23 protein-coding genes are annotated in these 25,730 nt (G+C 72.1%); 12 read left to right on the top strand and 11 right to left on the bottom strand.

Translation table 11 applies throughout. The annotated features are described in order from the left end of the window. Positions 1 to 280: 280 nt before the first annotated feature. From AB0I04_RS15465 to AB0I04_RS15445, 5 genes are all read left to right on the top strand, one after another. Positions 281 to 1,063, top strand: a complete 783-nt coding sequence (locus AB0I04_RS15465) for a tyrosine-protein phosphatase (RefSeq protein ID WP_360884332.1) — start codon at positions 281 to 283, stop codon at positions 1,061 to 1,063. A 60-nt stretch (positions 1,064 to 1,123) separates the two neighbouring features. Beyond that, positions 1,124 to 2,254, top strand: a complete 1,131-nt coding sequence (locus AB0I04_RS15460) for a winged helix DNA-binding domain-containing protein (RefSeq protein ID WP_360884329.1) — start codon at positions 1,124 to 1,126, stop codon at positions 2,252 to 2,254. 97 nt (positions 2,255 to 2,351) lie between these two features. Beyond that, positions 2,352 to 2,774, top strand: coding sequence for a MarR family transcriptional regulator (locus AB0I04_RS15455; RefSeq protein ID WP_360884326.1), 423 nt, complete (start codon positions 2,352 to 2,354; stop codon positions 2,772 to 2,774). After that, positions 2,771 to 4,603, top strand: coding sequence for an ABC transporter ATP-binding protein (locus AB0I04_RS15450; protein WP_360884323.1), 1,833 nt, complete (start codon positions 2,771 to 2,773; stop codon positions 4,601 to 4,603). Before AB0I04_RS15455 ends, AB0I04_RS15450 begins: the two co-directional genes overlap by 4 nt. After that, positions 4,600 to 6,384 (top strand): ABC transporter ATP-binding protein, encoded by a 1,785-nt coding sequence (locus tag AB0I04_RS15445; RefSeq protein ID WP_360884320.1) that lies wholly within the window; start codon positions 4,600 to 4,602, stop codon positions 6,382 to 6,384. Before AB0I04_RS15450 ends, AB0I04_RS15445 begins: the two co-directional genes overlap by 4 nt. Positions 6,385 to 6,558: 174 nt before the next feature. Here AB0I04_RS15445 and menD read toward each other — a convergent pair whose 3' ends face one another. Further along, positions 6,559 to 8,220, bottom strand: a complete 1,662-nt coding sequence (gene menD / locus AB0I04_RS15440) for a 2-succinyl-5-enolpyruvyl-6-hydroxy-3-cyclohexene-1-carboxylic-acid synthase (protein WP_360884316.1) — start codon at positions 8,218 to 8,220, stop codon at positions 6,559 to 6,561. Beyond that, complete coding sequence (locus AB0I04_RS15435) at positions 8,217 to 9,170, bottom strand: o-succinylbenzoate synthase (protein ID WP_360884314.1); 954 nt, start codon at positions 9,168 to 9,170, stop codon at positions 8,217 to 8,219. The genes menD and AB0I04_RS15435 overlap by 4 nt, the downstream gene beginning before the upstream one ends. 470 nt (positions 9,171 to 9,640) lie before the next feature. Here AB0I04_RS15435 and AB0I04_RS15430 point away from each other — a divergent pair, with 470 nt between their 5' ends. Further along, positions 9,641 to 10,132, top strand: a complete 492-nt coding sequence (locus tag AB0I04_RS15430) for a helix-turn-helix domain-containing protein (protein WP_360884583.1) — start codon at positions 9,641 to 9,643, stop codon at positions 10,130 to 10,132. Here AB0I04_RS15430 and AB0I04_RS15425 read toward each other — a convergent pair. Continuing rightward, positions 10,126 to 11,025, bottom strand: coding sequence for a 1,4-dihydroxy-2-naphthoyl-CoA synthase (locus tag AB0I04_RS15425; protein WP_360884312.1), 900 nt, complete (start codon positions 11,023 to 11,025; stop codon positions 10,126 to 10,128). The genes AB0I04_RS15430 and AB0I04_RS15425 overlap by 7 nt on opposite strands. A gap of 188 nt (positions 11,026 to 11,213) precedes the next feature. Between AB0I04_RS15425 and AB0I04_RS15420 the strand changes: the two genes are divergently transcribed. Beyond that, complete coding sequence (locus AB0I04_RS15420) at positions 11,214 to 12,395, top strand: AMP-binding protein (protein ID WP_360884309.1); 1,182 nt, start codon at positions 11,214 to 11,216, stop codon at positions 12,393 to 12,395. Here AB0I04_RS15420 and AB0I04_RS15415 read toward each other — a convergent pair. Together AB0I04_RS15415 and AB0I04_RS15410 are read right to left on the bottom strand one after the other, a co-directional pair. Beyond that, positions 12,392 to 12,799: a ribonuclease domain-containing protein gene (locus AB0I04_RS15415; protein WP_360884307.1), complete on the bottom strand. Its 408-nt coding sequence runs from the start codon at positions 12,797 to 12,799 to the stop codon at positions 12,392 to 12,394. The two genes, AB0I04_RS15420 and AB0I04_RS15415, sit on opposite strands and share 4 nt — an antisense overlap. A gap of 333 nt (positions 12,800 to 13,132) precedes the next feature. Next, a complete protein-coding gene (locus tag AB0I04_RS15410; protein WP_360884304.1) occupies positions 13,133 to 13,555 on the bottom strand; it encodes a ribonuclease domain-containing protein in 423 nt (140 codons plus the stop codon). Between the two features lie 432 nt (positions 13,556 to 13,987). Between AB0I04_RS15410 and AB0I04_RS15405 the strand changes: the two genes are divergently transcribed. Both AB0I04_RS15405 and AB0I04_RS15400 read left to right on the top strand, forming a co-directional pair. Beyond that, entirely contained in the window at positions 13,988 to 14,203 is a 216-nt protein-coding gene (locus AB0I04_RS15405) for a hypothetical protein (protein WP_360884301.1), read from the top strand. Between the two features lie 276 nt (positions 14,204 to 14,479). After that, complete coding sequence (locus AB0I04_RS15400; RefSeq protein ID WP_360884298.1) at positions 14,480 to 15,847, top strand: RNA polymerase sigma factor; 1,368 nt, start codon at positions 14,480 to 14,482, stop codon at positions 15,845 to 15,847. 78 nt (positions 15,848 to 15,925) lie between these two features. On the opposite strand, the gene AB0I04_RS15395 is transcribed toward AB0I04_RS15400, so the two are convergent. Further along, positions 15,926 to 16,861, bottom strand: coding sequence for an NADP-dependent oxidoreductase (locus tag AB0I04_RS15395; RefSeq protein ID WP_360884295.1), 936 nt, complete (start codon positions 16,859 to 16,861; stop codon positions 15,926 to 15,928). Positions 16,862 to 16,973: 112 nt separating this feature from the next. Between AB0I04_RS15395 and AB0I04_RS15390 the strand changes: the two genes are divergently transcribed. The 3 genes from AB0I04_RS15390 (at position 16,974) to AB0I04_RS15380 (ending at position 19,508) form a co-directional block, all read left to right on the top strand. Then, entirely contained in the window at positions 16,974 to 17,387 is a 414-nt protein-coding gene (locus AB0I04_RS15390) for a helix-turn-helix domain-containing protein (RefSeq protein WP_360884292.1), read from the top strand. Then, positions 17,384 to 17,980: a GNAT family N-acetyltransferase gene (locus AB0I04_RS15385; protein WP_360884289.1), complete on the top strand. Its 597-nt coding sequence runs from the start codon at positions 17,384 to 17,386 to the stop codon at positions 17,978 to 17,980. The genes AB0I04_RS15390 and AB0I04_RS15385 overlap by 4 nt, the downstream gene beginning before the upstream one ends. A gap of 265 nt (positions 17,981 to 18,245) precedes the next feature. Continuing rightward, a complete protein-coding gene (locus AB0I04_RS15380) occupies positions 18,246 to 19,508 on the top strand; it encodes a cytochrome P450 (protein WP_360884286.1) in 1,263 nt (420 codons plus the stop codon). On the opposite strand, the gene AB0I04_RS15375 is transcribed toward AB0I04_RS15380, so the two are convergent. From AB0I04_RS15375 to nirB, 5 genes are all read right to left on the bottom strand, one after another. Continuing rightward, entirely contained in the window at positions 19,509 to 20,762 is a 1,254-nt protein-coding gene (locus AB0I04_RS15375; RefSeq protein ID WP_360884283.1) for a cytochrome P450, read from the bottom strand. Between the two features lie 101 nt (positions 20,763 to 20,863). Further along, a complete protein-coding gene (locus tag AB0I04_RS15370) occupies positions 20,864 to 21,640 on the bottom strand; it encodes a CbiX/SirB N-terminal domain-containing protein (RefSeq protein ID WP_360884280.1) in 777 nt (258 codons plus the stop codon). Next, positions 21,637 to 22,821 carry a uroporphyrinogen-III synthase gene (locus tag AB0I04_RS15365; RefSeq protein WP_360884277.1) on the bottom strand — a complete coding sequence of 395 codons (1,185 nt, stop codon included), beginning with the start codon at positions 22,819 to 22,821 and terminating at the stop codon, positions 21,637 to 21,639. The genes AB0I04_RS15370 and AB0I04_RS15365 overlap by 4 nt, the downstream gene beginning before the upstream one ends. After that, positions 22,818 to 23,189, bottom strand: coding sequence for a nitrite reductase small subunit NirD (gene nirD / locus AB0I04_RS15360; protein WP_360884274.1), 372 nt, complete (start codon positions 23,187 to 23,189; stop codon positions 22,818 to 22,820). The genes AB0I04_RS15365 and nirD overlap by 4 nt, the downstream gene beginning before the upstream one ends. A 47-nt stretch (positions 23,190 to 23,236) precedes the next feature. After that, complete coding sequence (gene nirB, locus AB0I04_RS15355) at positions 23,237 to 25,717, bottom strand: nitrite reductase large subunit NirB (protein WP_360884272.1); 2,481 nt, start codon at positions 25,715 to 25,717, stop codon at positions 23,237 to 23,239. Between the last annotated feature and the right edge of the window lie 13 nt (positions 25,718 to 25,730).

Genomic DNA, 25,730 nt, shown 5'->3' with positions numbered 1-25,730 from the left:
CATCGACTGGCTGATCGACTCATACGCTTCGTCGAATTGAAGGGGGCGGGCCACTACCTCGCCGAGGAACGCCCCGACGAGGTCGTTCGGGAACTCACCGAGTTCTTCGCGTAATCTCCGACCACGACGGGCGCTCGGCCACGGCCCGCTTCCTGCGCCAGGGCACCGAACGCGGCCGACCCGCCCGGCGGTGGCGCGCCCCGCACGCGCCACCGCTCCGTCACCGCCCGGACGATCACCGCGCGCCGCACCGTCGCCGGCGCCGGATAGGGTCCGGTTCATGAGCAAATGGATCGATTTGGAGGGCGCGGTCAACGTCCGGGACCTCGGCGGCCTGCCCACCACCGACGGCGGCGAGATCCGCCCAGGCGCGCTGCTGCGTTCGGACAACCTGCAGGACCTCACCCCGGACGACGTCCGCCGCCTCGTCGCGGATCTCGGCCTGCGCAACGTCATCGACCTGCGCAGCGAGGCCGAGGTGAACCTCCTCGGCCCGGGCCCGCTCACCCGCGAGCCCGCCGTCACGATCCACCACCTGTCCCTGTTCACCGAGGGCGGCCGGTACACCGACGTGGAGGCCGACACCGTCGACACCGACAAGGTCCTGCCCTGGCAGAGCCGCAAGGACGCCGGCCCGGAGAGCGACCGCTCCGTCCTGCACTACCTCGCCTACCTCGCCGACCGTCCCGACTCCGTCGTGAACGCCCTGCGGGTCATCACCGGCGGCACCTCGATCGTCCACTGCGCAGCCGGTAAGGACCGCACCGGCGTCGTCGTCGCCTTCGCCCTGCACGTGGCGGGCGTACCGCGCGAGGAGATCGTCGCCGACTACACCGCGACCGGAGAACGCCTCGAGGCCATCCTCGCCCGGCTGCGCTCCAGCCCCGTCTACGCCCAGGACCTCGACTCCCGGCCCGCCGACACGCACACGCCGCGCGCCTACACGATGGAGAAGTTCCTCGCCACCATCGACGAGCGCTTCGGCGACCCGCTCGGCTGGCTCGAACGCCACGGCTGGACCGACGACGACACCACCGCCCTCCGCACAACCCTCCGCGGCTGACGGACACGTTCCGCTCATTGCGGAAGGGAACTGACCGCTTTTGCCCGTACTGTGCCGGGCATGGAGATCCTTCGCTCGTCCGAACCGGCGCTGACATCCGCGAATGAGGTGCTCACCAGGCGGGCGCTGAACCGCGCGTTGCTCGCCCGCCAGATGCTGCTCGCCCGCGAGACGGTTCCGGCCGTGCGGGCGGTCGAGCGGCTGGTCGGCATGCAGGCGCAGGCGCCGCTCGCCCCTTACGTCGGGCTGTGGACCCGGGTGGAGGGCTTCCGGACCGAGGATCTCGCCGATCGGATCATCGGTCGCGACCTCGTCCGCATCGTGGTCATGCGCGGCACGATCCATCTGGTGAGCGCCGACGACTGCCGGTGGCTGCGGCCGGTGATACAGCCCATGCTCGACCGCGCCCTCACCGGGTACGGCCGGCATCTGACCGGCCTGGACGTCGAGGAGGTCGTGTCGGCGGGCCGGGCGCTCGTGGAGGAACGGCCCCGCACGTTCGCCGAGCTGGGCGCGCTCCTCGGCGAGCGCCTGCCGGACCGCGACGGCGGCGCGCTCACCGCGGTCGTACGGACGCGGGTCCCGCTCGTGCAGCTGCCGCCGCGGGGGATCTGGGGACGGGGCGGCCAGGCGGTGCACACGTCGGCCGAGGCCTGGCTGGGCCGGCCGCTGGCACCCGACCCCGAACCGGAGGATCTCGTGCTCCGCTATCTCGCGGCGTACGGTCCGGCGACCGTCAAGGACCTGCAGACCTGGTCGGGCCTGACCCGGCAGCGCCAGGTCGTCGACCGGCTCCGCCCCCGCCTGCTGTCCCTCCGGTCCGAGGACGGCACCGAGTTGCTCGACCTGCCCGACGCGCCGCGGCCCGACCCGGACACCCCGGCGCCACCGCGGTTCCTGCCCGAGTACGACAACCTGCTGCGGTCGCACGCCGACCGTACCCGCGTGCTTTCCGACGAGCACCGCGGCAGGCTCGCCACCCCGAACGACTCGCCCCGGCCGACCTTCCTCATCGACGGGTTCGTCCACGGCACCTGGCGGATCATCCGCGAGCGCGACCGCGCCGTCCTGAACGTGGAGCCGTACGCGCCGCTGTCCGCCCGGGACCGTACGGCACTGGCCGAAGAGGGCGCCCGACTCTTGGCCTTCGCCGCCGACGGCGCCGACCACGACATCGAGATCATGCACTGAGCCGTCGCCTGATAGTTCGCATAAGCGCATCGACTTCGGCCGGAGAGGCAGGAAATTCGGTGGACTGGTACGTAGATGCGAACTACATTGCGCTCTCATGGATGACACGGCGGAGGTGGTGTTCCGCGGCGCGACGAGCCTGGCGCAGCGGATGCGAGCCGAACGGCCGCGTGACGGGTTGACGCTGTCGATGGTCAGCGTGCTGAGCCACCTCGACGGCTCCGGCCCGCTCGCCCCGGGAGTCCTCGCCGAGCGGCAGAAAGTCGAGCCGCAGACGATGACGCGGACCCTCGCGCGGCTGGAGGAGGACGGTCTGATCGACCGGGTCCCCGATCAGGCCGACCGCAGGCGGCTGCGGATCAGGCTCACCGACGCCGGGCGAGAGCGCCTGGCCGACCATCTGCGGCCGAGGGTCGCGTGGCTGGAGCAGGCCATGGAGCGGCTGACGCCGACCGAGCGGGAGCTGCTGCGGCTGGCGGGGGCGCTGATGGAGTCGCTGGCCTCGTGGGAGGTGTCGTGAGGGCGCTGGACGCGCTGCGGGCCTCGCCCCGCTATCGCGTGCTGAAGGCCCTCGCGGCCGACTCCCCCGGCCTGCTGACCGGCGCGCTCGTCTTCATGATCGCCGAAGGTCTCGTCCCGAACCTGGTCCTGATCGCCATGGGCCGTACGGTCGGCGCGATCCCGGGCGCGGTCCGGTCCGGGCTCGGCTCCCACGACGGGCACGTCCTGCTGACGCGGCTCGTCGTGGCCGGTGCGCTGTACACCCTGTCGCTGCTGCGCGGCCCCGCCGAGGACGTCCTGACGGCGATGGTGCGGGCGAAGATGAGCGCGGTGCAGCAGCGACGGCTGATCGAGGCGGTCTCCGCACCGGCCGGAATCGCGCACCTGGAGGACCCCACCGTGCTCGACCGGCTGGCGTCCGCGCAGGGCGAGCTGTCCGCGTACGAGCCCGCCGGCGCGGCGATGACACTGATCGGGCAGCTCGGCGACCGGCTGTCGGGGGCGCTCGCCTGCCTCGTCCTGGCCGGGTTCCGGTGGTGGCTGGGGCTGGGCCTGTTCGTGATGTGGCTGCTGGTCCGAAAGCCGCTCCGGGCTCTGGTCCAGACGCGGATCGCGACGTTCAAGAAGGCCACCGAGCCGCTGCGGCGCAGCTGGTACTACCTGCACCTCGCCTTCCGGCCCGCCGCCGCCAAGGAGGTCCGCGTCTTCGGCCTGGGCCGCTGGCTCGTGGCCGGCTACGGCGATCGCAACACCGAGGCGATGCAGCCCGCCGCGGAGGAGATCCGCCGGCTGAACCGGCGGATCGCCCTGTCCAGCGTGGCCGTCCTCGCCGGGTACGGCACGGCCGCGGTGACGCTGGGCACGGCCGCGTACCAGCACACGATCCCCCTCGGCACCCTCGTCACGATGCTGACCATGCTGCCCGCCACCCTGCAGGTCGGCGGGCTGACCGCGGCCGACATCGCCTTGGAGACCATGCTGTCGTCCGTCCCCGACCTCGACACGCTGACCACGGACCTACGGCCCCCTCCCCCGCCCGAAGGCGGCGGACGGACCGTCGCCGGAACACCCCACCGTGAGATCCGCTTCGAGGGCGTCTCGTTCCGCTACCCCGGCGCCGACCACGACGTGCTCCACGACCTGAACCTCGTCCTGGAGGCGGGCCGGTCCACCGCCATCGTCGGCGTCAACGGAGCGGGGAAGAGCACGCTCATCACCCTGCTCGCCGGGCTGCGCACGCCGACCGAGGGCCGCGTCCTCGTCGACGGTGCTCCCCTGGAGGAGTTCCCGGTGCGCGACTGGCAGCGGCACGTCTCGGCGGTGTTCCAGGACTTCACCCGGCTGCCGCTCACCGCGCGGGAGAACGTCACGATGGTCCTGGACGGCGAGCCGGTGGACACCGATGTCCTGGCGGCGGTGGCGCGCCGCGCCGGCGCGGTCGACCTGGTCGCGGACCTGCCGGACGGGTGGGACACCATCCTGTCCGCGCAGTACGACGGCGGCCGCGACCTGTCCGGCGGGCAGTGGCAGCGGATCGCGCTGGCCCGCGCCCTGTACGCCGTCGAACGCGGCGCGGGGGTGCTGGTCCTCGACGAGCCGACGGCCCAGCTCGACGTGCGCGCCGAGGCCCGCTTCTACGACCGGTTCCTGACCATCACCGAGGGCGCCACGAGTCTGATCATCTCGCACCGCTTCTCGACCGTCCGCAAGGCCGACCGGATCGCCGTTCTCGACGGAGGCCGCATCACCGAGCTCGGCAGCCACGACGAGCTGCTCCGGGCCGGTGGTGCCTACGCCGAGATGTTCACGGTTCAGGCCGCACGTTTCGCCCGGGAGGCACGCCGGTGAGCAGCATCCGCACCATCGCGATACTGATCGGCACGGCCTGGCGGGCGGCTCCCACGACGCTGGTGTGTGCGGTCATCGCCGCGACCGTCTCGGCCGTCGCCTCGGCCACCTTCCCCCTCGGTTTCCACTCCATGGTCGACGGGGCCCTCGACCATCGCTCCGGCGAGGTCGTCGCCGGCGTGGTCGTCGTGGCCGTGCTGTTCACCGTGTCGACGACCGTCGGGACGCTGTCCGTCACCGGGAACTGGACGCTCACCGACCGCCTGAACCGCTTCGTCTCCGAACGCATCGCGCTGCTGGTGAGCACCGCGCCCCGGCTGGAGCACTTCGAACGCCAGGACCTGCTGTCGGAGATCGACCAGCTCCGCGGCGACCGGCGCACGCTGGCCTCGGCTCCCCGGCAGCTCCTGCGCGCCTGGCAGGTGGTGATCAGAAGTGGTGCGATCATGGTACTGCTGGCGACCGTATACCCGCCCGTCATGCTGATGCCGCTGTTCGGGCTGATCCCCGCGCTCGCCGACCGGCGGGCCGCGCGCGTCCAGGCGCGCACCGGCGACGACCTCGCACCGGTCCAGCGGCTGATCGGCGACCTGTTCACGCTCGCGACGACGGCCGGCACCGCCAAGGAGCTGCGGACGTACGGCGTCACCGGCGCCCTGGCCGCCCGTCACGCCGCGCTCACCGAGGACGCCCGCCGGCGCGACGTCCGGGGAGCGATCCGGAGCGCGGCCTGGGAGGCCCTGGGCTGGACCGGGTACGCCGTCGCCTTCGTCGCCGTCATCATCGTGCTGGTGCTGCGCGCCGCCCACGGGCACACCTCTCCCGGTCAGGTCGTCATGGCCATCAGCCTGATGCGGCGCGCCCAGAGCCAGGTCGCTGGCGCCTCCGACACCGCCGGGTCGCTGGCGACGGCGCTCCGCACGGCCCGGCGGCTGCGGTGGCTCGAGGACTACGTCACGGAGGAGACCCGTACCCCCGCCACGGCGCGGGTCCCCGACCGGCTCGGCACGGGCATCCGCCTGGAGAGCGTGGGCTTCCACTACCCCGAGAAGAGCGATGACGTCCTGCACGACCTCACCGTCGACCTCCCCGCCGGGGCCACGATCGCGATCGTCGGCGAGAACGGCGCCGGCAAGACGACACTGGCCAAGCTCCTCACCGGGATGTACCGGCCGACCGCCGGGCGGATCCTGATCGACGGCATCGACCTGGCCGCCCTGTCCCCCGGCGAGTGGCGCGCCCACACGACCGCGGTGTTCCAGGACTTCGTCCGCCCCAGCCTCGTCGCCCGTGAAGCCGTCGGCATCGGTGACCTGCCCCGCGTCGACGACGAGGAGGCGGTGCGCTCCGCACTGACGGCCGCAGGCGGCGACGGCCTGACGGCCAGGCTGCCCGACGGGCTCGCCACTCCCCTCGGCAACTGGTTCACCGGCGGCGAGCAGCTGTCCGGCGGGCAGTGGCAGCGGATCGCACTCGCCCGCGGGCTGATGCGCTCCGAACCGCTGCTGACCGTCCTCGACGAGCCGACCGCGAGTCTGGACCCCGCCGCCGAGGCCGAACTGTTCGGCCGATTCGCCGAACTGTCCCGATCCGGGCAGCGGACCGGCGGCGTCACCCTGCTGGTCTCCCACCGGTTCTCCACCGTGCGGACGGCCGACCTGATCATCGTGCTGGACGGCGGCCGCATCACGGAGGTGGGCGACCACGAGACGCTGCTCGCCCAGGGAGGCGGCTACGCCCAGCTGTTCACCCTGCAGGCCAGGGCGTACGAGACCGGCTGAGCGGACCCACGCCACACCGGCGACACCGCACGAGGCGACGCCGCACGGACCCGCGCTGCATCGGCGACACCGCACGCACCGCGCCGCGCGGGCCAGACCGGACGGACCGCGCCGCACGGGCGACGTTGCGTGGACCGCGCCGCGGGGCGACGCCGCGCGGGCCGTGCCGGACGGTCAGACGCCCAGGAGCGTCCGGACCGCGTCGTGCGCCGCATCGCGCATCCGGGCGTGGAACTCGGCGTTGGCCACGCGGTCGGTCCGCGCCTCCACGATCCGCAGGCCCTCCTTCGCCACGACCTTCGGCAGGTCGCTCAGGGTTTCCAAGCGGGCGTACGGGATGCCGTGCGCCGCCGCGATCGAGGCGATGTCGACCTCGTGCGGCGTCGCGAACACCCGCTCGAACGGCTCGGGGAACGTGGCCTGCGGCAGCAGCGAGAAGATCCCGCCCCCGGCGTTGTTGATCACGATGATGGCCAGGTCGGGACGCTGGTCCTGCGGGCCGATGATCAGGCCGTTCTGGTCGTGAAGGAATGCCAGGTCGCCCAGCAGGGCGTAGGACCGGTTGCCGTGCGCCAGCGCCGCCCCGATCGCCGTCGAGACCAGCCCGTCGATGCCGCTCGCCCCCCGGTTGGCGAGGATGCGGATGCCCCGGCGCGGATGCATCGTCTGGTCGAGGTCGCGGATCGGCATGCTCGCCGCCGCCAGCAGCAGCGAACCTCCGGGGATCGCCGCCACGAGGTCGCGGGCGAGTCGCGGCTCGGTCAGGTCTTCGGTGGCCTCCAGAACCCCGTCCACGGCGTTGCGCGCGATGAGGTCGGCCGTCCGCCAGGACTTCAGCCACGAGTCGTCACCCGAGACGACCGGGATCTCCGCCTCCTGCGCCACCTGCGTCGCCGACCGCACGGGGTCGGGCCAGCGCGCCAGCGACGGCGAGACGACGACATGCTGCTCGGCGCGGCGCAGGAACGACAGCAGCGGGCGGGACAGCCCCGGCTTGCCGAGCGTCACGACGACGTCCGGGTGGTGCCGGTCGACGAATTCCGGCACGCCCAGCAGGAAGTGGTGCGCCGACAGGGCGTGGTCGCCGTAGCGGGCGTTGCCGTTGGGCTCGGCCAGCACGGGCCAGCCCGCCATCGACGCCGCCGCGACGTAACGCTTGACGTTCACCGCGCCGTCGCCGACCACGAGGACCCCGCGCCGGGTCGGGGGAACGTGCAGCACCGAGCCCGGCGTCGCCGCCCGTACCTTGGTCCAGGCGCCGGTGACGTCGCCATCGAGCGGCTCGCACCAGTCCTCGTCCCCGTCGGGGATCAGCGGCTCACGGAACGCCACGTTCAGGTGGACCGGCCCCGGGTCGGGCTCCTGCGCCACGTGCCAGGCGCGGCTGGCCAGCGACCGCCAGTACGCCACCATTCCGGGGCGCTCCTCGGGCGTGCCGACCTCGCAGCTCCAGCGCACCGCCGAGCCGTACAGCTTGATCTGGTCGACGGTCTGGTTCGCGCCGGTGTAGCGCAGCTCCGGCGGCCGGTCGGCGGTCAGCACGAGCAGCGGCACGCCGGCCTCGTGCGCCTCCACCACGGCCGGGTGGAAGTTCGCGGCGGCGGTGCCGGACGTGCAGACCAGCGCGACCGGGCGGCCGCTGCGCTTGGCGATGCCGAGCGCCAGGAACGACGCCGACCGCTCGTCGATGCGGACGTGCAGGCGGATCTTCGACTGCTGGTACAGCGCCAGGGCCAGCGGCGCCGACCGCGAGCCGGGCGCCAGGACCGCGTCGCTCATGCCGCAGCGCATCAGCTCGTCGACCAGCACGGCCGCCAGCGCGGTCGCCGGGTTCATCGCACCGCCTCTGGGTTCGTCGCCGGCGGGGCGCCGCCCAGCTCCTCCTGTGCCTCGGCCGCCCGGCGCCGCCAGGCCGCACCGTCGATCTCGTACCGGCGCAGGGCGTCCTCGTCCACCTCGGGCCGGCGCACGTCGATCGCGCCGTCGGTCACGGTCAGCGGGTCGGAGACGACGTCGCCCTCCAGGAGCGCCAGGGTCCCGAGCCCGCAGGCGTAGGGCAGCTCGGGCAGGGCGGCGGCCAGCGCGGCCCCCGCGGCGAGCCCGACCGAGGTCTCCACCGCGCTGGAGACGACCACCGGGAGACCGCACGCCTCGGCCACGCGCAGCGCGGCGCGCACCCCGCCCAGCGGCTGCACCTTGAGCACGACGACGTCGGCGGCCTCGGCGGCACGGACCCGCAGCGGATCCTCGGCACGGCGGATCGACTCGTCGGCCGCGATCGGCGTGTCCACCCGCCGGCGTACGAGCGCGAGCTCGTCCAGCGTCGCGCAGGGCTGCTCGGCGTACTCCAGCTCGCCCAGGAGCCCGAGCATGCGGACGGCGGTGTCGGGGTCCCAGGCGCCGTTCGCGTCGACCCGGACCTTCCCTCCGGGCCCGAGCGCGTCCCGGACCGCCTCGACGCGTGCCAGGTCGTCCGCCTCGGACTGCCCGGGCTCGGCGACCTTCACCTTGGCCGTACGGCAGCCGGAGACGCGGGTGATCCGGTGGGCCGTCTCCGGGTCGACGGCCGGGACGGTGACGTTGACCGGGATCCGGGACCGCAGCGGCGTGGGCCATCCGTCATGCGCCGCCTCACGGGCCGCGGCGAGCCAGCGGGCGCACTCCTTCGCCCCGTACTCCGGAAAAGGGGAGAACTCCCCCCATCCGGCCGGGCCGCGGACCAGCATCCCCTCTCGCCGTGTCACCCCGCGAAACCGCGTGCGCATCGGGATCGCGAACGCGCGCAATGGCCTGACCCCCTGTCCGAAGACGCTTCCTCCCGCCTTACCTTAGGGCCGCGTGCGCCCCACCCGTGCACGGGACGGTCAGTAGTACCAGGGGGAACGATCTTGACGGTTCCGAAGGCCCGGCCGAGGCGACCCGAGGGTGCCTGTCGCACGAGGGTGATGGCTCACCCGCAACTGGAACCAGCCCGCAGACGGCGCGAAGCACCTGGCCCGAGTGAGGCAGTCGGCCGCCGCGCTCCGTGCTCGAACCCGAACAGATCGGTTTGCCCACAGGCTGACCGGCATGCGCACCCGACCGGAAGCGTTCGCGCTCGCGGCAACGGGGCTGCTCGACGGGCGGACCGCGACCACCCACTGGCGGATGGCCGACGAACTCGCGCGCCGCTACCCGAAGGTCGAGGTACGTCCGCACGCGCTGTACGCGGACCACGGGGACGTCGCGACGAGCGCCGGCACCGGCGCCGCGGTCGATCTCGCGCTGGAGCTCGTACGCCGGGACTTCGGCGCGGCGTACGCGGCCGAGGTCGCACGGCACATGGTGCTCCCGCCGCACCGGAACGGCGGGCAGCGGCAGTACGCCCGCGTCTCACCCCGGCGAGACGTTCCCGAGGAGGAACGTCTGTCATCGATTCTGGAGTGGGCCGAGGCGCACCTCCACGAGCCGATCAGCGTCGGCCGCCTCGCGTCGCGCGGCGGTCTCGCCGCGCACGCTGGCGCGGCTGTTCGAGCGGCACCTCGCCACGACACCGGGGAAATGGCTTCTCCGCCGGCGCATCCAGGAGGCGTGCTCACTGCTCGAGCGCACGGACACGCCCGTGGACGTGGTGGCAGCCGCCGCCGGATTCCCGACCCGTCCAACTTCCGGCGTCGCTTCGCCGACGAACTGGGCACGACGCCCAGCGCCTACCGGCGGACCTTCACCGTCCCCCGGTGACGCGGGCGCCGCAGTGCGGCCTCAGTAGTACCAGGGGAAACGGGACCAGTCCGGGGCGCGCTTCTCCAGGAAGGAGTCACGGCCCTCGGCGGCCTCGTCGGTCATGTACGCCAGGCGGGTGGCCTCACCGGCGAAGACCTGCTGCCCGACCAGACCGTCGTCGATGAGGTTGAAGGAATACTTCAGCATTCGCTGCGCGGTCGGGCTCTTGCCGTTGATCTTCCGGGCCCACTCGAGCGCGGTCCGCTCGAGGTCGGCGTGCGGTACGACGGCGTTGACCATGCCCATCCGGTGTGCCGCCTCGGCGTCGTACGTCTCTCCCAGGAAGAAGATCTCCCGGGCGAACTTCTGCCCGACCTGCCGGGCGAGGTACGCCGAGCCGAACCCGCCGTCGAAGCTGGCGACGTCCGCGTCGGTCTGCTTGAACCGCGCGTGCTCGCGGCCGGCGAGGGTCAGGTCCGCGACGACGTGCAGGCTGTGCCCGCCGCCGGCCGCCCAGCCGGGCACGACGCAGATGACGACCTTGGGCATGAACCTGATCAGCCGCTGCACCTCCAGGATGTGCAGCCGGCCGGCGCGCGCGGGGTCGATGGTGTCGGACGTCTCGCCTTCCGCGTACTTGTAGCCGTCGCGGCCCCGGATCCGCTGGTCACCGCCCGAGCAGAACGCCCACCCGCCGTCCTTGGGGGACGGGCCGTTCCCTGTGAGCAGCACGCATCCCACGTCGCTGGACATGCGGGCGTGGTCCAGTGCCCGGTACAGCTCGTCGACGGTGTTCGGCCGGAACGCGTTGCGGACCTCCGGCCGGTTGAACGCGATGCGCACCGTGCCCTGGTCGACCGCGCGGTGATACGTGATGTCGGTGAAGTCGAAGCCCTCGACCGTTTTCCACGCGTCCGGGTCGAACAGCTCGGAGACCATGCGGTGTTCCCTTCCAGCCCGTCGGCGGCCCGCCGCCTGCAGGCGCCCGCTCTATTCAAGCGCCTCCGGCTCGCCGCCTCGCAGCCGGTTCCCTCGGATCTGCGAGGTGAGATCACGCCGCACGCCTTTACATAGTAATTTAACCCTCAACGGAGACCTGCCGGGACCTGGCTAAGCTGATCGTCGTCATGAGCCGAAGCCTGCACGCCGTCGTCCTGCCGCCCGGACCCGCCCTGTTCCGCCGTCTCGAGGCGGCGCTCGACGGCAGCGGTCCGGCGATCTGCCCCCTCTCCCCGGAGCTGCCCGCCCCAGCGCTCGGCAGGTTGCTCGACGCGCTGCGTCCCACCTGGGTGGAGACCGACGCCGGGAGACAGCGGTACGACTGCGGCGCCGGCTGCGCGCCGGGCCCCGCCGTGGCGGGCGACACCGCCGTGCTGATCGCCACGTCGGGGTCGACCGGCGCCCCGAAGGTCGTGGAGCTGTCGGCGGCCGCGCTCCGGCACTCGGCGACGGCGACGCTCTCGCGGGTGGCCGCGCGGCCGGGCGAACGCTGGCTGTGCTGCCTTCCGCCCAGCCACATCGCCGGGGTTCAGGTGCTCGTGCGGTCCCTGGTCGCGGGCACCGACCCGGTGATCCACCCGCGCTTCGACGCCGAACGCGTGGCCCGGTCCGGCGCCGCCCACCTCTCGGTGGTGCCCACCCAGTTGCGCCGGCTCCTCGACGCGGACGTCGACCTGGGCGGCTTCCGCTCGATCCTGCTCGGCGGGGCGGCGGCGCCTCCCGGACTGGTCGAGACGGCGCGGGCACGCGGCGCCGGGGTCTTCACGACGTACGGGATGAGCGAGACGTGCGGGGGCTGCGTCTACGACGGAGTCCCGCTCGACGGCGTCTCCGTCGACATCGGCGCCGACGGGCGCATCCGGCTGGCCGGGCCGGTGCTGTTCACCGGCTACCGGCTACGGCCCGACCTGACCGCCGCCGTGCGCGACGGCGCCTGGTTCGTCACCCAGGACCTCGGCGCCCTCGAGGACGGGCGGTTGCGCGTGCGCGGCCGCGCCGACGACGTGATCATCACCGGCGGCGAGAAGGTCGTGGCGGGCGAGGTCTCGGCGGTGCTGGCCCGCCATCACGCCGTACGGGACGTCGCCGTCGTCGGCCGCGCCGACCCCGAGTGGGGCGAACGCGTGACCGCTGTGGTGGTCCCGGGCGACGACCCGCCCGGCCTGGAGGAGCTCCGCGCTTGGGTCCGCGCGGAGCTCCCCGCGTACGCCGCACCGCGTCAGCTGGAGCTCGTCGAGGAGCTTCCGCTACTGCCGTCCGGCAAGCCGGACCTGGAGCGTCTGCGCCGCGGTGCGTTCCGGGCGGACTAGAGCTGGTAGAAGTCGGTGTAGTGGTTCGGCGAGAACCAGACCACGCCGCTGCTGCGGTTCACGACGATCCGGTACGCGTCGCGGTGGGCGCCCTTCGCTCGTGAGTACACGTCGTACTCGTTGTAGGTGGCGCCGCTGGGCAGCTCGCCCTCCCGGTTGTCGAACCGCCCGCCGGTGTAGTTGTACTTCCCGTCCGGCCAGGAGTACCAGCCACTGCTCGCGGGGTAGCCCTTCGAGGCCCAGATCGAGCTGGCGGAGCGTGCGTCGGCGCACCGCGAGATCGTGCAGGAGTTGTAGACCGACGCGTGGGCGGGAATGGTTGTGACCACTCCGGTCACCGACGCGGCGGCGAACGTCACGGCGAGGCGCGTCGTCCAGGAGGAGCGGGGATTGCGGGTGTGCACGGAGCCTCCTTGTAAGGGGGACGGACACCGCCATGATCATTCCTCGCGGCCCGCGGATAAAGACCCCACGTACCAAGAAGGGGTGAATCTTTCGTTGCCTCATCGTCGCGGAGGGGACACCTCGCCTGCCAGTAACTCGCAGTACCCGGATCGTCGCCGGCGCTGGAAGCACGTCTGATCCACGAACCCAGAGGAGCTCCGCGCGTGGGTCCGCGTGGAGCTCCTCTGAGTACGCCGTACCACGGCGATTCGAACTCGTCGGCTGCGCCCCTCCGGCGAACCCGGCCTGGAGCGTCTGCGCCGGGCGTGAGCCGAAGGGCGATGCCGGCGGGACTAGAGCTGGTAGAAGTCGGTGTAGTGGTTCGGCGAGAACCACGTCATGTGGGTCTTGCGGTTCACGACGATCCGGTACGCGTCGCGGTGAGCGCCCTTCGCCCTCGGGTACACGTCATACTCGGAGTAGGTCGCGCCTCGGGGCAGCTCGCCCTCCCGGTTGTCGAACCGCCCGCCGGCGAAGTTGTACTTCTTTCCGACCGGCCAGCGGTACCAGCCTCTGGCGGTCGGATAGCCCTTCGAGGCCCAGATCGAGCGGGCGGAGCGGGCGGCGGCGCACTGCTTCTTTGAGATCGTGCAGGACTTGTAGACCGACGCGTCGGCCGGGATGGCGCCGACCACGCCGACCACGGAAGCGGTCGCCGCGAGCGTGATGGCGATCCGGCCGGGCCAGGAGGAGCGGGGGCGTTGGCGGATGTGCACGGAGCCTCCTTGCGAGGGTGCGGGGAACACGCCCTTAATGATCTTCGTTCGCGCCACGCAGATAAAGATCTTCGTCAGGAAACATAGTGAATTCTTCTGCTGACGCTTCGTCACTGCAGCCAACGACGGGGCCGTCACGGGTGTGGCCGTCACGCGGTATCCCGATCATCGCCACCGCCGGGAGCGTCTGATCGGTGAGGAGACCCGCCCGGCGTTTCGGGGCCACGGCACCGCGGGCCCGCAGCTCTGAGAGAATCCGTGACCGTGGTGGTACGCCCTGCATTCGCCCTGTTGGTGTTGATCGCCGTCGCGGGTTGCTCGAGTGAGCACCGTCCGGCGGCGCGGCCGAGCCGGCCGCTGGTGATCCCGACGCCGTCGCCCTCCCCCACCGGTAAACCGCGGCCGGCACGGCCCGGAACGGAGTGCGGGCAGGTGACGACCGTGACCGGCGGACAGGCCAGGGTCCAGGTCGTACGGGGGCGCACGACCTGCGTCGAGGCGATGCGGGTCTTCGAGAAGTACAACGACCCCGACACTCCGGCCGAGGGAACGGCGGGGCTGGTGGTCATCGGCCACTGGACCTGCGCGACGCGGGGCGGGATCACCACGTGCACGTCGAAGGCCGCGACGATCCGGACTCATCCCTGAGGTCGATGCGGTCCAGGTGGCGATCGAGGCCGACGTGGCGTTGGTCACATGGGAATGCGACGCGCCGGTCGGGCGTCATCGCAGGTGAGAACGTGTGCTGATAGCCTATGGGGTTGGCGGGCGAGCAGTCTGTGCGCCGTCTGGACGCGGGCGCGCATGAACTTTTTCGCCCTGCGGGAACAACCCGGGCACAATCGCGCGTTTCAGCATAGAGCACGACGCAAAACGGACATCGCGTCCCGTACCGCTAGGAGACGAAGGGAGGGAGGTGTCCTCATGCCGCGAAACGCTGCTGCGACCATGCCCGCAGGGCCTACGCCTCTCGAGGAACTTCTCGACCGTGGCCGTTCCCAGGGGCACCTCTCGCTGGACGAGGTGCGGTCGGCCTTTCAGGAAGCCGGTATCACCCCCACGCAGGGCCGCTCCATCATTCGCGAGCTGACCGACGCCGGAGTCCGGCTGGCCAGTGAGGACAAGGCCGAGGCCACATCCACCAAGAAGAAGGGTACGGCCACTGTCAAGAAGGCCAAGCCCTCTCGCGCCAAGAGCTCGGCCAAGACCACCGGCGGCAAGACGAAGGCCACGGCGGCCAAGACCAAGACCGCCGAGGCCGAGCCGGAGGCACCGGCCACGGACGCCCCGGCCGAGCCCGACAGGGTGGACGCCCCGGCCAGCGAGCTGGAAACCGACGACTTCGAGATGGACGCCCCCACCGACCTGGACGACCAGTCCTCGGTCATGGGCGACTCGGTGCACACCTATCTCAAGGCCATCGGCCGCAGGCAGCTGCTCACCGCGGCTCAGGAGGTCGAACTCGCCAAGCGCATCGAGGCCGGACTGTACGCCGAGCACAAGCTGGAGACGGGCAGCGGGCTGTCCGAGAGCGACCGCGAGGGCCTCGAGCTCGTCGCCGAGGACGGACGCCGGGCCAAGGCCCACATGCTGGAGGCGAACCTGCGGCTCGTGGTCTCGGTGGCGAAGAAGTACGCCGACCGCGGCCTGTCGCTGCTCGACGTCGTCCAGGAGGGCAACCTCGGCCTGATCCGCGCGGTGGAGAAGTTCGACTACACCAAGGGGTACAAGTTCTCCACGTACGCGATGTGGTGGATCCGGCAGGCCATCCAGCGCGGCTTCGCCGACTCCGCCCGCACGATCCGGCTGCCCGTCCACGTCCTGGAGATGCTGAGCAAGCTCAGCCGGGTCGAGCGGGACATGCACCAGCGTCTCGGCCGCGAGCCGACTCCGGAGGAGCTGGCCGTGGAGCTCGACAAGAGCCCCGCCCAGGTCCAGGAGCTGCTGCGGACGAGCCGGCAGCCGATCAGCCTCGACTCGACGATCGGCGAGGACGGTGAGACCCGCATCGGCGACCTCATCGAGGACACCGACAGCCCGGAGGCGTCCGAGCTGGTCGACCGGCAGCTGATGGCCGACCAGCTGCGCCGGGCGCTGTCCGTGCTCTCGCCGCGCGAGGAGAAGATCATGGCGATGCGGTTCGGGCTGTACGACGGCACGCCCCGCACGCTCGACGAGATCGGCAAGCACCTCGGGCTGACCCGCGAGCGGATCCGCCAGCTCGAGAAGGAGTCGCTGTCCAAGCTGCGGCACCCGAGCAACGCCCAGCCGCTGCTCGACTTCGCCAGCTGAGCGGACCGACCCGATCGCGCGAAGGCCCGCCGGGAGCACCCGCTCCCGGCGGGCCTTCGCGCTTCGCCCCCCCGGTTCTCAAGGGGTGAGGACCGGGCGGCCGCGCACGCCGCCCTTCTCCAGGAGCCGATGGGCGGTGGCGACGTCCGCCAGCGGGAACGTGCCCGCGACCCGCGGCGTGACGCGCCCGTCGGCGGCGAGCAGGGCCAGCTCGGCCAGGCGCGGTCCGTCCGCGCGGATCCACACGTTGGCGACCCGGGTGCCGCGCAGCGGGACCGGGGCCGCCCCGCCGACGACGGCGGCGAACGCCCCACCGTTCCGTACGGCCTCCAGCGCGGCGGGCCCGACGACGGCCGCGTCCAGTGCGGCGTCGACGCCGCCGGGCACGGCCGAGCGGACGGGCGCCGACAGTTCGCGCGTGCGGGGCACGAAGATCTCGGCGCCCAGGCCGCGAACGAGTTCCTCGTCCTGCGCTCCGGCGACCGCGACGACGCGGATCCCGCGCAGCGCCGCCAGCTCGGTGGCGAACCCGCCCACGGCGCCTGCCGCGCCGGTGACCAGCAGGGTCTGCCCGGCCCGCAGATCCAGGAGGTCCAGGGCCTGGTCGGCGGTGAGGACGTTCAGCGGGAGGGTGGCCGCCGCCTCCGGCGACAGCCCGGCCGGCGTTCGCGCCACCGCGGTCGCGTCCAGGACGACCTGCTCGGCGTGCGTACCCAGGGCGAGGTCGAGCCGGTCGGACAGCCCGATGACCTCGTCCCCCGGCGAGAACCCGGCCACGGCCGGGCCGACCGCGTCGACGAGACCGGCGACGTCCCAGCCGAGACCGGTCACGTCCCTGGGCGCCATGAGCCCGCCCTGGACAAGATGCCCGGCCCGGGTGGCCAGGTCCACGGGGTTGACGGCGGCGGCGCGGACGCGGATGCGGACCTGCCCTGGGCCCGGCTCGGGGACCTGGACCTCGGCGAGCTCCAGGACCTCCGGGCCTCCGTAGGAACGAACGATGACCGCGCGCATGGTGTGGTCCTCTCTGCGTGCGTGGATCGGCATGACACGGCGAACCTACGGGCTGCTACTCTCCATCGGTAAGTACGTACCTAGAGGTGCGTAACAGACCCACGGGAGCGCCATGCCCACCCAGACCGCCGCCCAGCGACGGGCCGAGGCCCGTGCCGCCTATGACGCGTACATGGCCGCCTGCCCCGCTCGTGACCTGCTCGACCGGATCAGCGACAAGTGGATCACGCTGATCCTCAACGCGCTCGCCGACGGCCCGCGGCGCTACAGCGACCTGGGCCGGACCATCGCGGGCGTGAGCCAGAAGATGCTCACCCAGACGCTGCGCGCGCTCGAACGGGACGGGATGGTGACCCGCACCGTCACTCCGTCCGTGCCGGTCCGCGTCGACTACGAGCTGACCCCGCTCGGCGTGAGCCTGCTGCCGCTCGTCCAGGCGGCCAAGGCGTGGGCCGAGACGCACATCGAGGAGGTGCACACCGCCCGCGCGGCCTACGACGCCACCGGGGAGAATGGGCACCCGTGAGTCCCCTCATCGAAATCCACTGGCCGGCCGCGGCCGACGAGCGTCTGCGTGCCGGCGTGCACCGCGTGATCCACTCCGTCGTCGAGCTCGGCGGAGCCGTCGGCTGGCTGACCCCACCCGACCGGGCGGAGACCGACCGATGGCTGGACGAGGTCCTCGACCGCACCCAGGCCGGCGACGCCGCCCTGGCGTTCGCCCTCCTCGACGGCGAGGTGGCCGCCGGCGGCCTGTGGCGGCGCGGCGCCACCGACGTCTTCCGCCATCAGGCAGAGGTGCAGAAAGTCATGGCCCACCCGATGGCGCGTGGGCTCGGGCTCGGCCGGCTCGTCCTGGAGGCGCTCATCGACGACGCCCGCACGAACGGCATCGAGGTACTGATCCTCGGCGCGCGGGGCAACAATCACGGCGCGATCGAGCTGTACGAGCGGCTCGGCTTCCGCGAGTGGGGCCGGCTGCCGAACGCCATCGAGGTGGGCGACGAGCGCTACGACGACGTGAAGATGTTCCTCGAGCTGGGACGACCGCCGCACGTCATCCTGCGCGGCTCGCCGCCCGACGGTCCCGGCTCGTCTCCCCGGCGAAGGCAGCCGTGACCGCAGCGCCTGTCTCAAAGTCCCGGTGTCCTATCGACACTGGTCTCGGCCTGGTGCTCGACGGCGTCGCCGCCCGGCTCACCGGCCGCTGACGCCCCGCCCGGAGGCGACTCCTGATCGATCACCGGTTCCTTGGACCCGGTTCCCGTGGGATTCTCCCCGGCACTGGCCCTCGACGGATCTTGATCGTAGTCTGCCGTACGCGAACCGTGACATCGCGCCGGCGCGCGTCGCCGGCGATCTGAGCGCATCATCGGAGAAGGCCATGACCGACCCTCGACCTGCCACCGTCCCAGCCGACGCTCCGTCGGGCGGCTGTCCCGCCCACCCCGGCGCCGTGCCCTTGTACGGGCCGAAGTTTCTGCGCAATCCGTCGGAGTTGTACCGCGAGATGCGGCAGGAGCACGGCTCGGTCGTTCCCGTGGTGATCGAGGGCGACATCCCCGCCTGGTTCGTGATCGACTACCGGGAGGTCCGTCACGTGCTGAGCAACCCGGACATCTTCGCCCGCGACTCCCGCCGCTGGAACGAATGGGACAACATCCCGCCCGACTGGCCGCTGATGCCGTTCGTCGGCTACCAGCCCTCCACATTGTTCGCGGAAGGCGACGAGCACCGGCGCCGGGCGGGTGCGATCAGCGACGGTCTGTTCGCCGTCGACCAGTTCGACCTGCGGAACCAGTCCGAAAGAATCGCGGACGACCTGATCGACACGTTCGCCGCTTCGGGCGAGGTCGACCTGATGGCCCAATTCGCGCACCCGCTGCCGCTGCTCGCCGTCGCCAAGATCTTCGGCCTGCCGGAGGCGGAGACACCGGGCCTGCTGCGGGACATGATGACCACGGTCAACGGCGACGAGGGCGCGCTCGAGGCGTACCAGGGCATCTGCGCGACGATGCAGCGGCTGGTGGCGCACAAGCGCGAGCAGCCGGGCTCGGACTTCGTCACGCGGGTGCTCAATCATCCCGCCGGACTGACGGAAGATGAGTTCATCTCCGACCTGGTCCTGGTGATGACCGCCGCCCAGCAGCCGATGGCGTACTGGATCGGCAACACCGTCCGGCTGATGCTGACCGACGACCGGTTCTCCATGAACATCTCCGGTGGCCGCCGCAGTGTCGGCCAGGCGCTCAACGAGGTGCTGTGGGAGGACACCCCCACGCAGAACTACCTGGGCCGCTGGGCGGCCCGGCCGGTGCGACTCGGCGGACGGCAGATCAACGCCGGTGACCTGCTCGTCCTGGGCCTGGCGGCGGCCAACAGCGACCCACAGGTCCGCCCCGCGTCCGAGCTCGCGGTCGGCAACCAGGCCATGATGTCGTTCAGCTATGGCGAGCACCGGTGCCCGATTCCGGCACCGGAGCTCGCCGAGGTGATCTGCCAGGCCGCGGTCGAGGTGCTCCTCGACCGGCTTCCGGACCTCCGGCTGGCGGTGGACGCCGAGGACCTGGCGTGGTCGCCGTCCGTCTGGATGCGCGGCCTGGTCTCCCTGCCGGTGGGATTCACCCCGATGTACGTCTCCGCCTGATCAGCCGGTGGCGCTCGGCTCCTCCACCGCGACGCGGGCCGCCACCGGCCGGAACACCAGGGGAAGCGTCACGAGGCCGCGGGTGAACACCCCCTGTTCGGCCGGTGCGGCCCCGTCCCGGAACGCGATGTCGTCCATGGCGTCCAGCAACTGGTTCGTCGCCACCTCCACCTCGGTCTTGGCCAGCATGGCGCCGACGCAGAAGTGACGCCCGAGGGCGAAGGCCACGTGGTCGGCCGCCGCGGAGAACGCGGTCGAGGCCGCCAGGTCGTCGCGGAAGACGTCGAACACGTCCGGGCGGGAATAGCGCCGGGGGTCGCGATTGGCGGCGCCGACCGCGCACACGACGGTGCCGCCGGCGGGCACGGTGCCACCGCTGAGCGTGACGTCCTCGGCCACCTGGCGGATGACCATGTGCACCGGCGGGGTGTACCGCAGCGTCTCGGCGAACGCCTTCGGAATGAGCGTGCGGTCGCGGCGTACGGCGGCGAGCTGGTCGGGGTGCTCGAGGAGGTTCCGGAAGAGGCTGGAGATGGCGCGGTCGGTGGTCTCGCCGCCCGCGGCGAGCAGCAGGCTGCAGAAGGCCCGGATGTCGTCGTCGGTCATCTTGGTGCCGTCGATCTCGGCGGCGCAGAGCGTCGACAGCAGGTCGTCCCCTGGGTTCGCCCGGCGCTCCTGGATGATCGGAATGAGGTACTCGCCCAGCTCTCGGCGGGTCCGCTCGCCGTCCGCCGTCACCTCCGGGTCGCCCGCCAGGTTGCCGAAGACCGCGATGATGGCGGTGTACCACCGGTGGAACCGGTCGTGATCCGCCGTGTCCAGGCCGAGCATGTCGGCGATGACGTTGATCGGGAACCGCGTCGTGAATTCCGCGACCAGATCGACGGTTCCACGGTCGGCGAAACGCTCGATCAGTTCGCGGGAGTTGCGCTCGATGACCGGCAGGAATTTCTCCTGGAGTTCGTTCCCTCGAAACGCCGGCGCCACCAGCGCGCGATGTACGGCATGCTCCCGGCCGCTCATCTGCAGAATGGTCCGCCCGTGCACGGGCTCGAGCTGCCACTCGTAGTTGTCGGTGGTGAAGACCGGATCCCGGAAGGCGCGTTGCACGTCCTCATAGCGTGAGATGACGTAACCGCCGCTCGACTCCTGCCTGATCAATGGCGATTCTTCCAGCATCAAGCGGTAGACCGAATACGGGTCTGCGGCGAATTCCGGGGACAGGATGTCGGGCACCACTGATGGCGTGGCCATGAACGCGCTCCTCGATCGGCGGCCAATACCGGTCAAGGCTACGTATAGGTTTCTGTCAGGTCCATACCCGAGTCAGCGGGCACGGAGGTCGTTGATTCATCTCACCCGGCGCGGCTGACCGCTCGGCGGTCCCGGCTCCTCGCCTCGGCGGCGACGGCGGCCATCGCCTCGTCGTAGCGGCGGAGGACGACGCGCGCCAGCGCGTCGTGCACGCCCAGGGGCGGTGCGACCACGTCGGCGCCAGCGGCCGCCAGGCGGTCGTGGAAGTGGCCGGGGGCCAGCAGGTAGGACGCGACCGCGATCCGGCGGGCGCCCTGGGCGCGCAGCCCGCGGACCACCTCGGTCAGGTCGGGTCCGGCGCCGGCCGCGAGGCCGTACGCCACGGGGCGGCGCAGGCGGCGGCCCAGCAGGTGCGCGGCGGAGGCGGCGTCGGCCAGTCCCTCCGGGCTGGAGGTGCCGGCCGCGCCCAGCACGACCGCGTCGGCGTACCGGCCCGTCCCCAGCCGGTCCACGAGGGCCCCGGCGAGCAGCGGATGCGGTCCCAAAGGCCCCGCGACGGCGACGTCGGGGCCGACGCGGCCCGGGATGTCGATCAGGGCGTGGTAGCCGCGGCCGAGCATGAGCGGCACGGCGACCACCGGACCCGCGACCGCCGGACCCGCCACCACCGGACTCGCCACCACCGGACTCGCGACCACCGGGCCCGGGACGGCCGGGAACACCGTCAGCGCGTCCTCCAGGGACGGCGCGGTGATCTCGGCGTAGGACTCGATGACGGTCAGGCCGGGGCGCAGGGCGCGCACCCGGTCGAGCAGGGCCCGGATCACGGCGACGCCGGCGGGGTCCCGGGTGCCGTGCCCGACGGCGAGCAGCGTCATACCGGCTCCGGGGCGCCGGCGAACGGGGCCCGCTCGGTGCGGAGCGGGTCGCAGGCCAGCCGGTAGCCGCGTTTGACCACGGTCTCGACGAGCCCGTTGCGGCCCAGTCCCCGGCGCAGTCGTGCCACCGCCATCTCGACGGCGTGCTCGTCCGGATGCGGGCGCCCCTGGCCCGTTCCACCTGGCAGGGAACGGCTGGGCAGCACCGTGCACAGCTCGGCGCGCGAGACGACGTGCCCGGGCCGGCGGGCGAGTGCACGGAGGATCGCCATCGGGGCGGGCGCGATCGGTCTGATCTGCCCGTCGATCACCACGGCGTGGCCGCGCAGCTCGAGGGCATGGCCGTTCACGGCGATCCGCCTCGACCGCCGCACGGGCAGCTCGGCGGCGAGCGCCCGGACCAGGGCGCCGAGGCGGGCGCGCTCGGGGCGTACCGTCGCCACGCCCCGCTCCTCCAGCGGCGCGGCGGTGACCGGCCCGACGCAGGCGGCGACCACCTGGGTACGCAAGGCCTCCAGCAGCAGGTCTTCGAGGGTGTCCTCGGCCGCGACGGCCAAGGTCGCCGACACCGCCGGCGCACTCGTGAACGTGATCGCGTCGACGGTGCCGGCGACCGCCTGCCCGACCAGTCGGCGCAGCGGCGTCGGGTCGTCCGTACGGGACCAGCGGTACACCGGGATCTCCACGACCTCGGCGCCCGCGCGGCGGAGCGCGCTCGTCAGGTGGGGCGTCGGTTCGCCGTACAGCTGGACCGCGATGCGGCGCCCCCTGAGGTCCTCCTCCAGGAGGTGGCGGAGGACCTCGTCGCAGTTCTCCGACTCCGGCGACCACTCCTCGGCCATCCCGGCGGCGCGCACGGCTCCGCGGGCCTTCGGCCCCCGGGCCAGGATGCGCACGTCGCCGAGCCGCTTGATCAGGTCGTCGCGCAGCCCCCAGCCGTCCGCCGTCTCCAGCCACGCGCGGAAGCCGATTCCGGTCGTGACGACCACGTCGTCGACCGGGTCCGCGAGGATGTCGCGGGTCGCGTCGAGCAGCTCGGCGTCGTCGGCGAGCGGCACCAACCGGATCGCGGGGGCGTACACGACGCGGGCGCCCTTGCGCTCCAGCAGCGCGGACAGCTCCTCGTGACGGCGCGCCGCCGTGACGCCCACCGTGAATCCGGCCAGTGGCTCGTCCTTCACGACGCGGCCACCTCCACGCGGCCGCCGCTACGCCGTATTCGGAAGGTCCGCACCGAGACCTCCGGCTCGTCCAGGCAGCGGCCCGTGGTCAGGTCGAACACCTGCTTGTACATCGGGGACGCCACGGTGGGCTGCCCGCCGCGGCATCCGACGATCCCCCACGCCAGGACGTTCGCTCCGCTGAACGGGTCGTGACTCGACAGGGCGTACAGCTCACCGTCGTGGGTGCGGAAGATCGCGACCTGGCGGTCGCCGACGAGCGCGCAGACGCCGCGCTCGGGCTGCAGGTCGTCGTAGTCGCACACCGTGGTCCAGCGTGTCGCGGTCAGCGTGCCGGTGCCCGCCGGCGCCTCACAGATCTCGGTCATCGAATGCTCCCTTCACTCCGCGATCTCCGGACGTGCCTCCGCATCGGTCACGGGGTCACCTCCGCCATGGCCGGCTTGATCTGGTCGCGCTCGGGCTCGAAGACGATGCTCGGATCGGGCGTGCCCGGCGCGTTGACGAACGAGACGAAGCGGCGCAGCTTGTCGGGGTCATCGAGGATCGCCCGCCACTCGTCGGAGTAGTCCTCCACGTGCCGCTCCATCGCGGCGTCCAGCTCCGCGCAGATGCCGAGGCTGTCCTCGGTGATCACCTCGCGCAGGTAGTCGAGACCGCCGTCGAGGCTCTCCATCCAGGACGCGGTGCGCTGCAGCCGGTCGGCGGTGCGGATGTAGAACATCAGGAACCGGTCGATGTAGCGGATCAGCGTGTCCTCGTCCAGGTCGCTGGCGAACAGGTCCGCGTGGCGCGGCCGCATCCCGCCGTTGCCGGCGACGTAGAGGTTCCAGCCCTTCTCGGTGGCGATGACCCCGAAGTCCTTACTCTGGGCCTCGGCGCACTCGCGGGCGCACCCGGACACCGCCGACTTGATCTTGTGCGGGGCCCGCAGGCCGCGATAGCGCAGCTCGAGGCGGATCGCCAGGCCGACCGAGTCCTGGACGCCGTACCGGCACCACGTCGAGCCGACGCAGGACTTCACCGTGCGCAGCGCCTTGCCGTACGCGTGGCCGGATTCGAAGCCGGCGTCGATCAGCTTCTTCCAGATGTGCGGAAGCTGCTCGACACGGGCCCCGAACAGGTCGATCCGCTGCCCGCCGGTGATCTTGGTGTAGAGGCCGAACTCCCGGGCGACCTCGCCGATGACGATCAGCCGCTCCGGCGTGATCTCACCGCCGGGGATGCGGGGCACGACCGAGTAGGTGCCGTTCTTCTGCATGTTGGCGAGGAACCGGTCGTTGGTGTCCTGGAGGCCGGCCTGCTCGCCGTCGAGGATGTGGCCGTTGCCGAGGCTGGCCAGGATCGAGGCGACCGCCGGCTTGCAGATGTCGCAGCCGCGACCGCGCCCGTGCTCGGTGATCAGCTGGGAGAAGGTCGTGATGCCGCGCACCCGGATGATGTCGAACAGCTCCGCGCGGCTGTGGTCGAAGTGCTCGCACAGCGCCTTGCTGACCTCGATGCCCGCGGCGGTCAGCTCCGCGTCGAGGATTTTCTTCACCAACGGCACGCAGCTGCCGCATCCGGTTCCGGCCTTCGTGCACGACTTCACGGCCCCGACGTCGGTGAGCTGCTCGTCGGCGATCGCGCAGCGGATGGCCCCGGCCGTCACGTTGTTGCAGCTACAGATGACCGTCGACTCCGGCAGCGCGCCGCCCGCCGCCTCGGTGCCGCCGAACAGCGCCTGCTCGGGTGTCCCGGGCAGCTTCGCGCCGACGAACGCGCGGAGCGTCGGGTACGACGAGGCGTCGCCGACGAGCACGCCGCCGAGGAGGGTCTGCGCGTCGTCGCTGACGACGAGGCGCTTGTAGATCCCGGCGACCGGGTCGGTGTAGATCACGTCGAGGGCGTCGGCGGACGGGTCGCCGAAGCTGGCGACGTCGACGCCCATGAGCTTGAGCTGGGTCGACAGGTCGGCGCCGGTGAACCGCGCCTCGCCGTCCAGGAGCCGGTCCGCGACGACCTCGGCCATGGTGAAGCACGGCCCGACCAGGCCGTAGACCATTCCGCCGATGAGCGCGCACTCGCCGATCGCGAAGATGCGGGGGTCCTCGGTGCGGCAGGTGTCGTCGACGACGATGCCGCCGCGCTCCCCCACCGCCAGGCCGGCCGCGCGGGCGAGATCGTCGCGCGGGCGGATGCCCGCCGAGAAGACGACCACGCCGGCGTCCAGGACGACGTCCCCGGCGAGGCGCATGGCGCCGGGCTCGATGCGCTCGATTCCGGCACCGATATGCACGGTCATGCCGAGAGCCTCGATGTGGCGGCGCAGCATCGCGCCACCGCCCTCGTCGAGCTGGCGCGGCATCAGCCACGGCGCCACCTCGACGACGTGGGTGTCCAGGCCGAGCCCCTGCAGCGCGCGGGCGGCTTCCAGGCCGAGCAGTCCGCCGCCGACGACCACACCGGCCCGCGGCCTTGACGTAGTAAGGTCGCCGCTTTCAGCAGAGCCGCTTCCGGCTGCGGCGCGCAGCGCGTCCAGGTCCTCGATCGTCCGGTAGACGAAGGCGTGCTCTGCGCCGGGCACCGGCGGCACGAACGGCACCGACCCCGTGGCCAGCACCAGCGCGTCGTACGGCAGGGTCTCCCCCGCGTCCGTGGTGACGGTGCGCGCGGTCCGGTCGATCGCGGCGATCCGCTCCCCGGTCCGTACGGTCACGCTCTCGTCGTGAGCCGGGTAGCCGAGATCGGCGTCCTCGGTGAGGTAGGACGTCAGCGCCACCCGGTCGTACGCCGTACGGGCCTCCTCGCCCACCACGGTGATCTGCCACCGGTCGGCGGAGTCGCGCTCCCGCAGCGCCTCGACGAGGCGATGTGCCGCCGGACCGTGCCCTACGACGACAAGACGGCCAGTCATCCGATTCAATCCT

The sequence above is a fragment of the Actinoallomurus sp. NPDC050550 genome, assembly GCF_040655075.1.
GTDB lineage: Bacteria > Actinomycetota > Actinomycetes > Streptosporangiales > Streptosporangiaceae > Actinoallomurus.
Note: the sequence above shows the minus strand (reverse complement) of the source record. Positions and strands in the feature narration are given on the sequence as shown.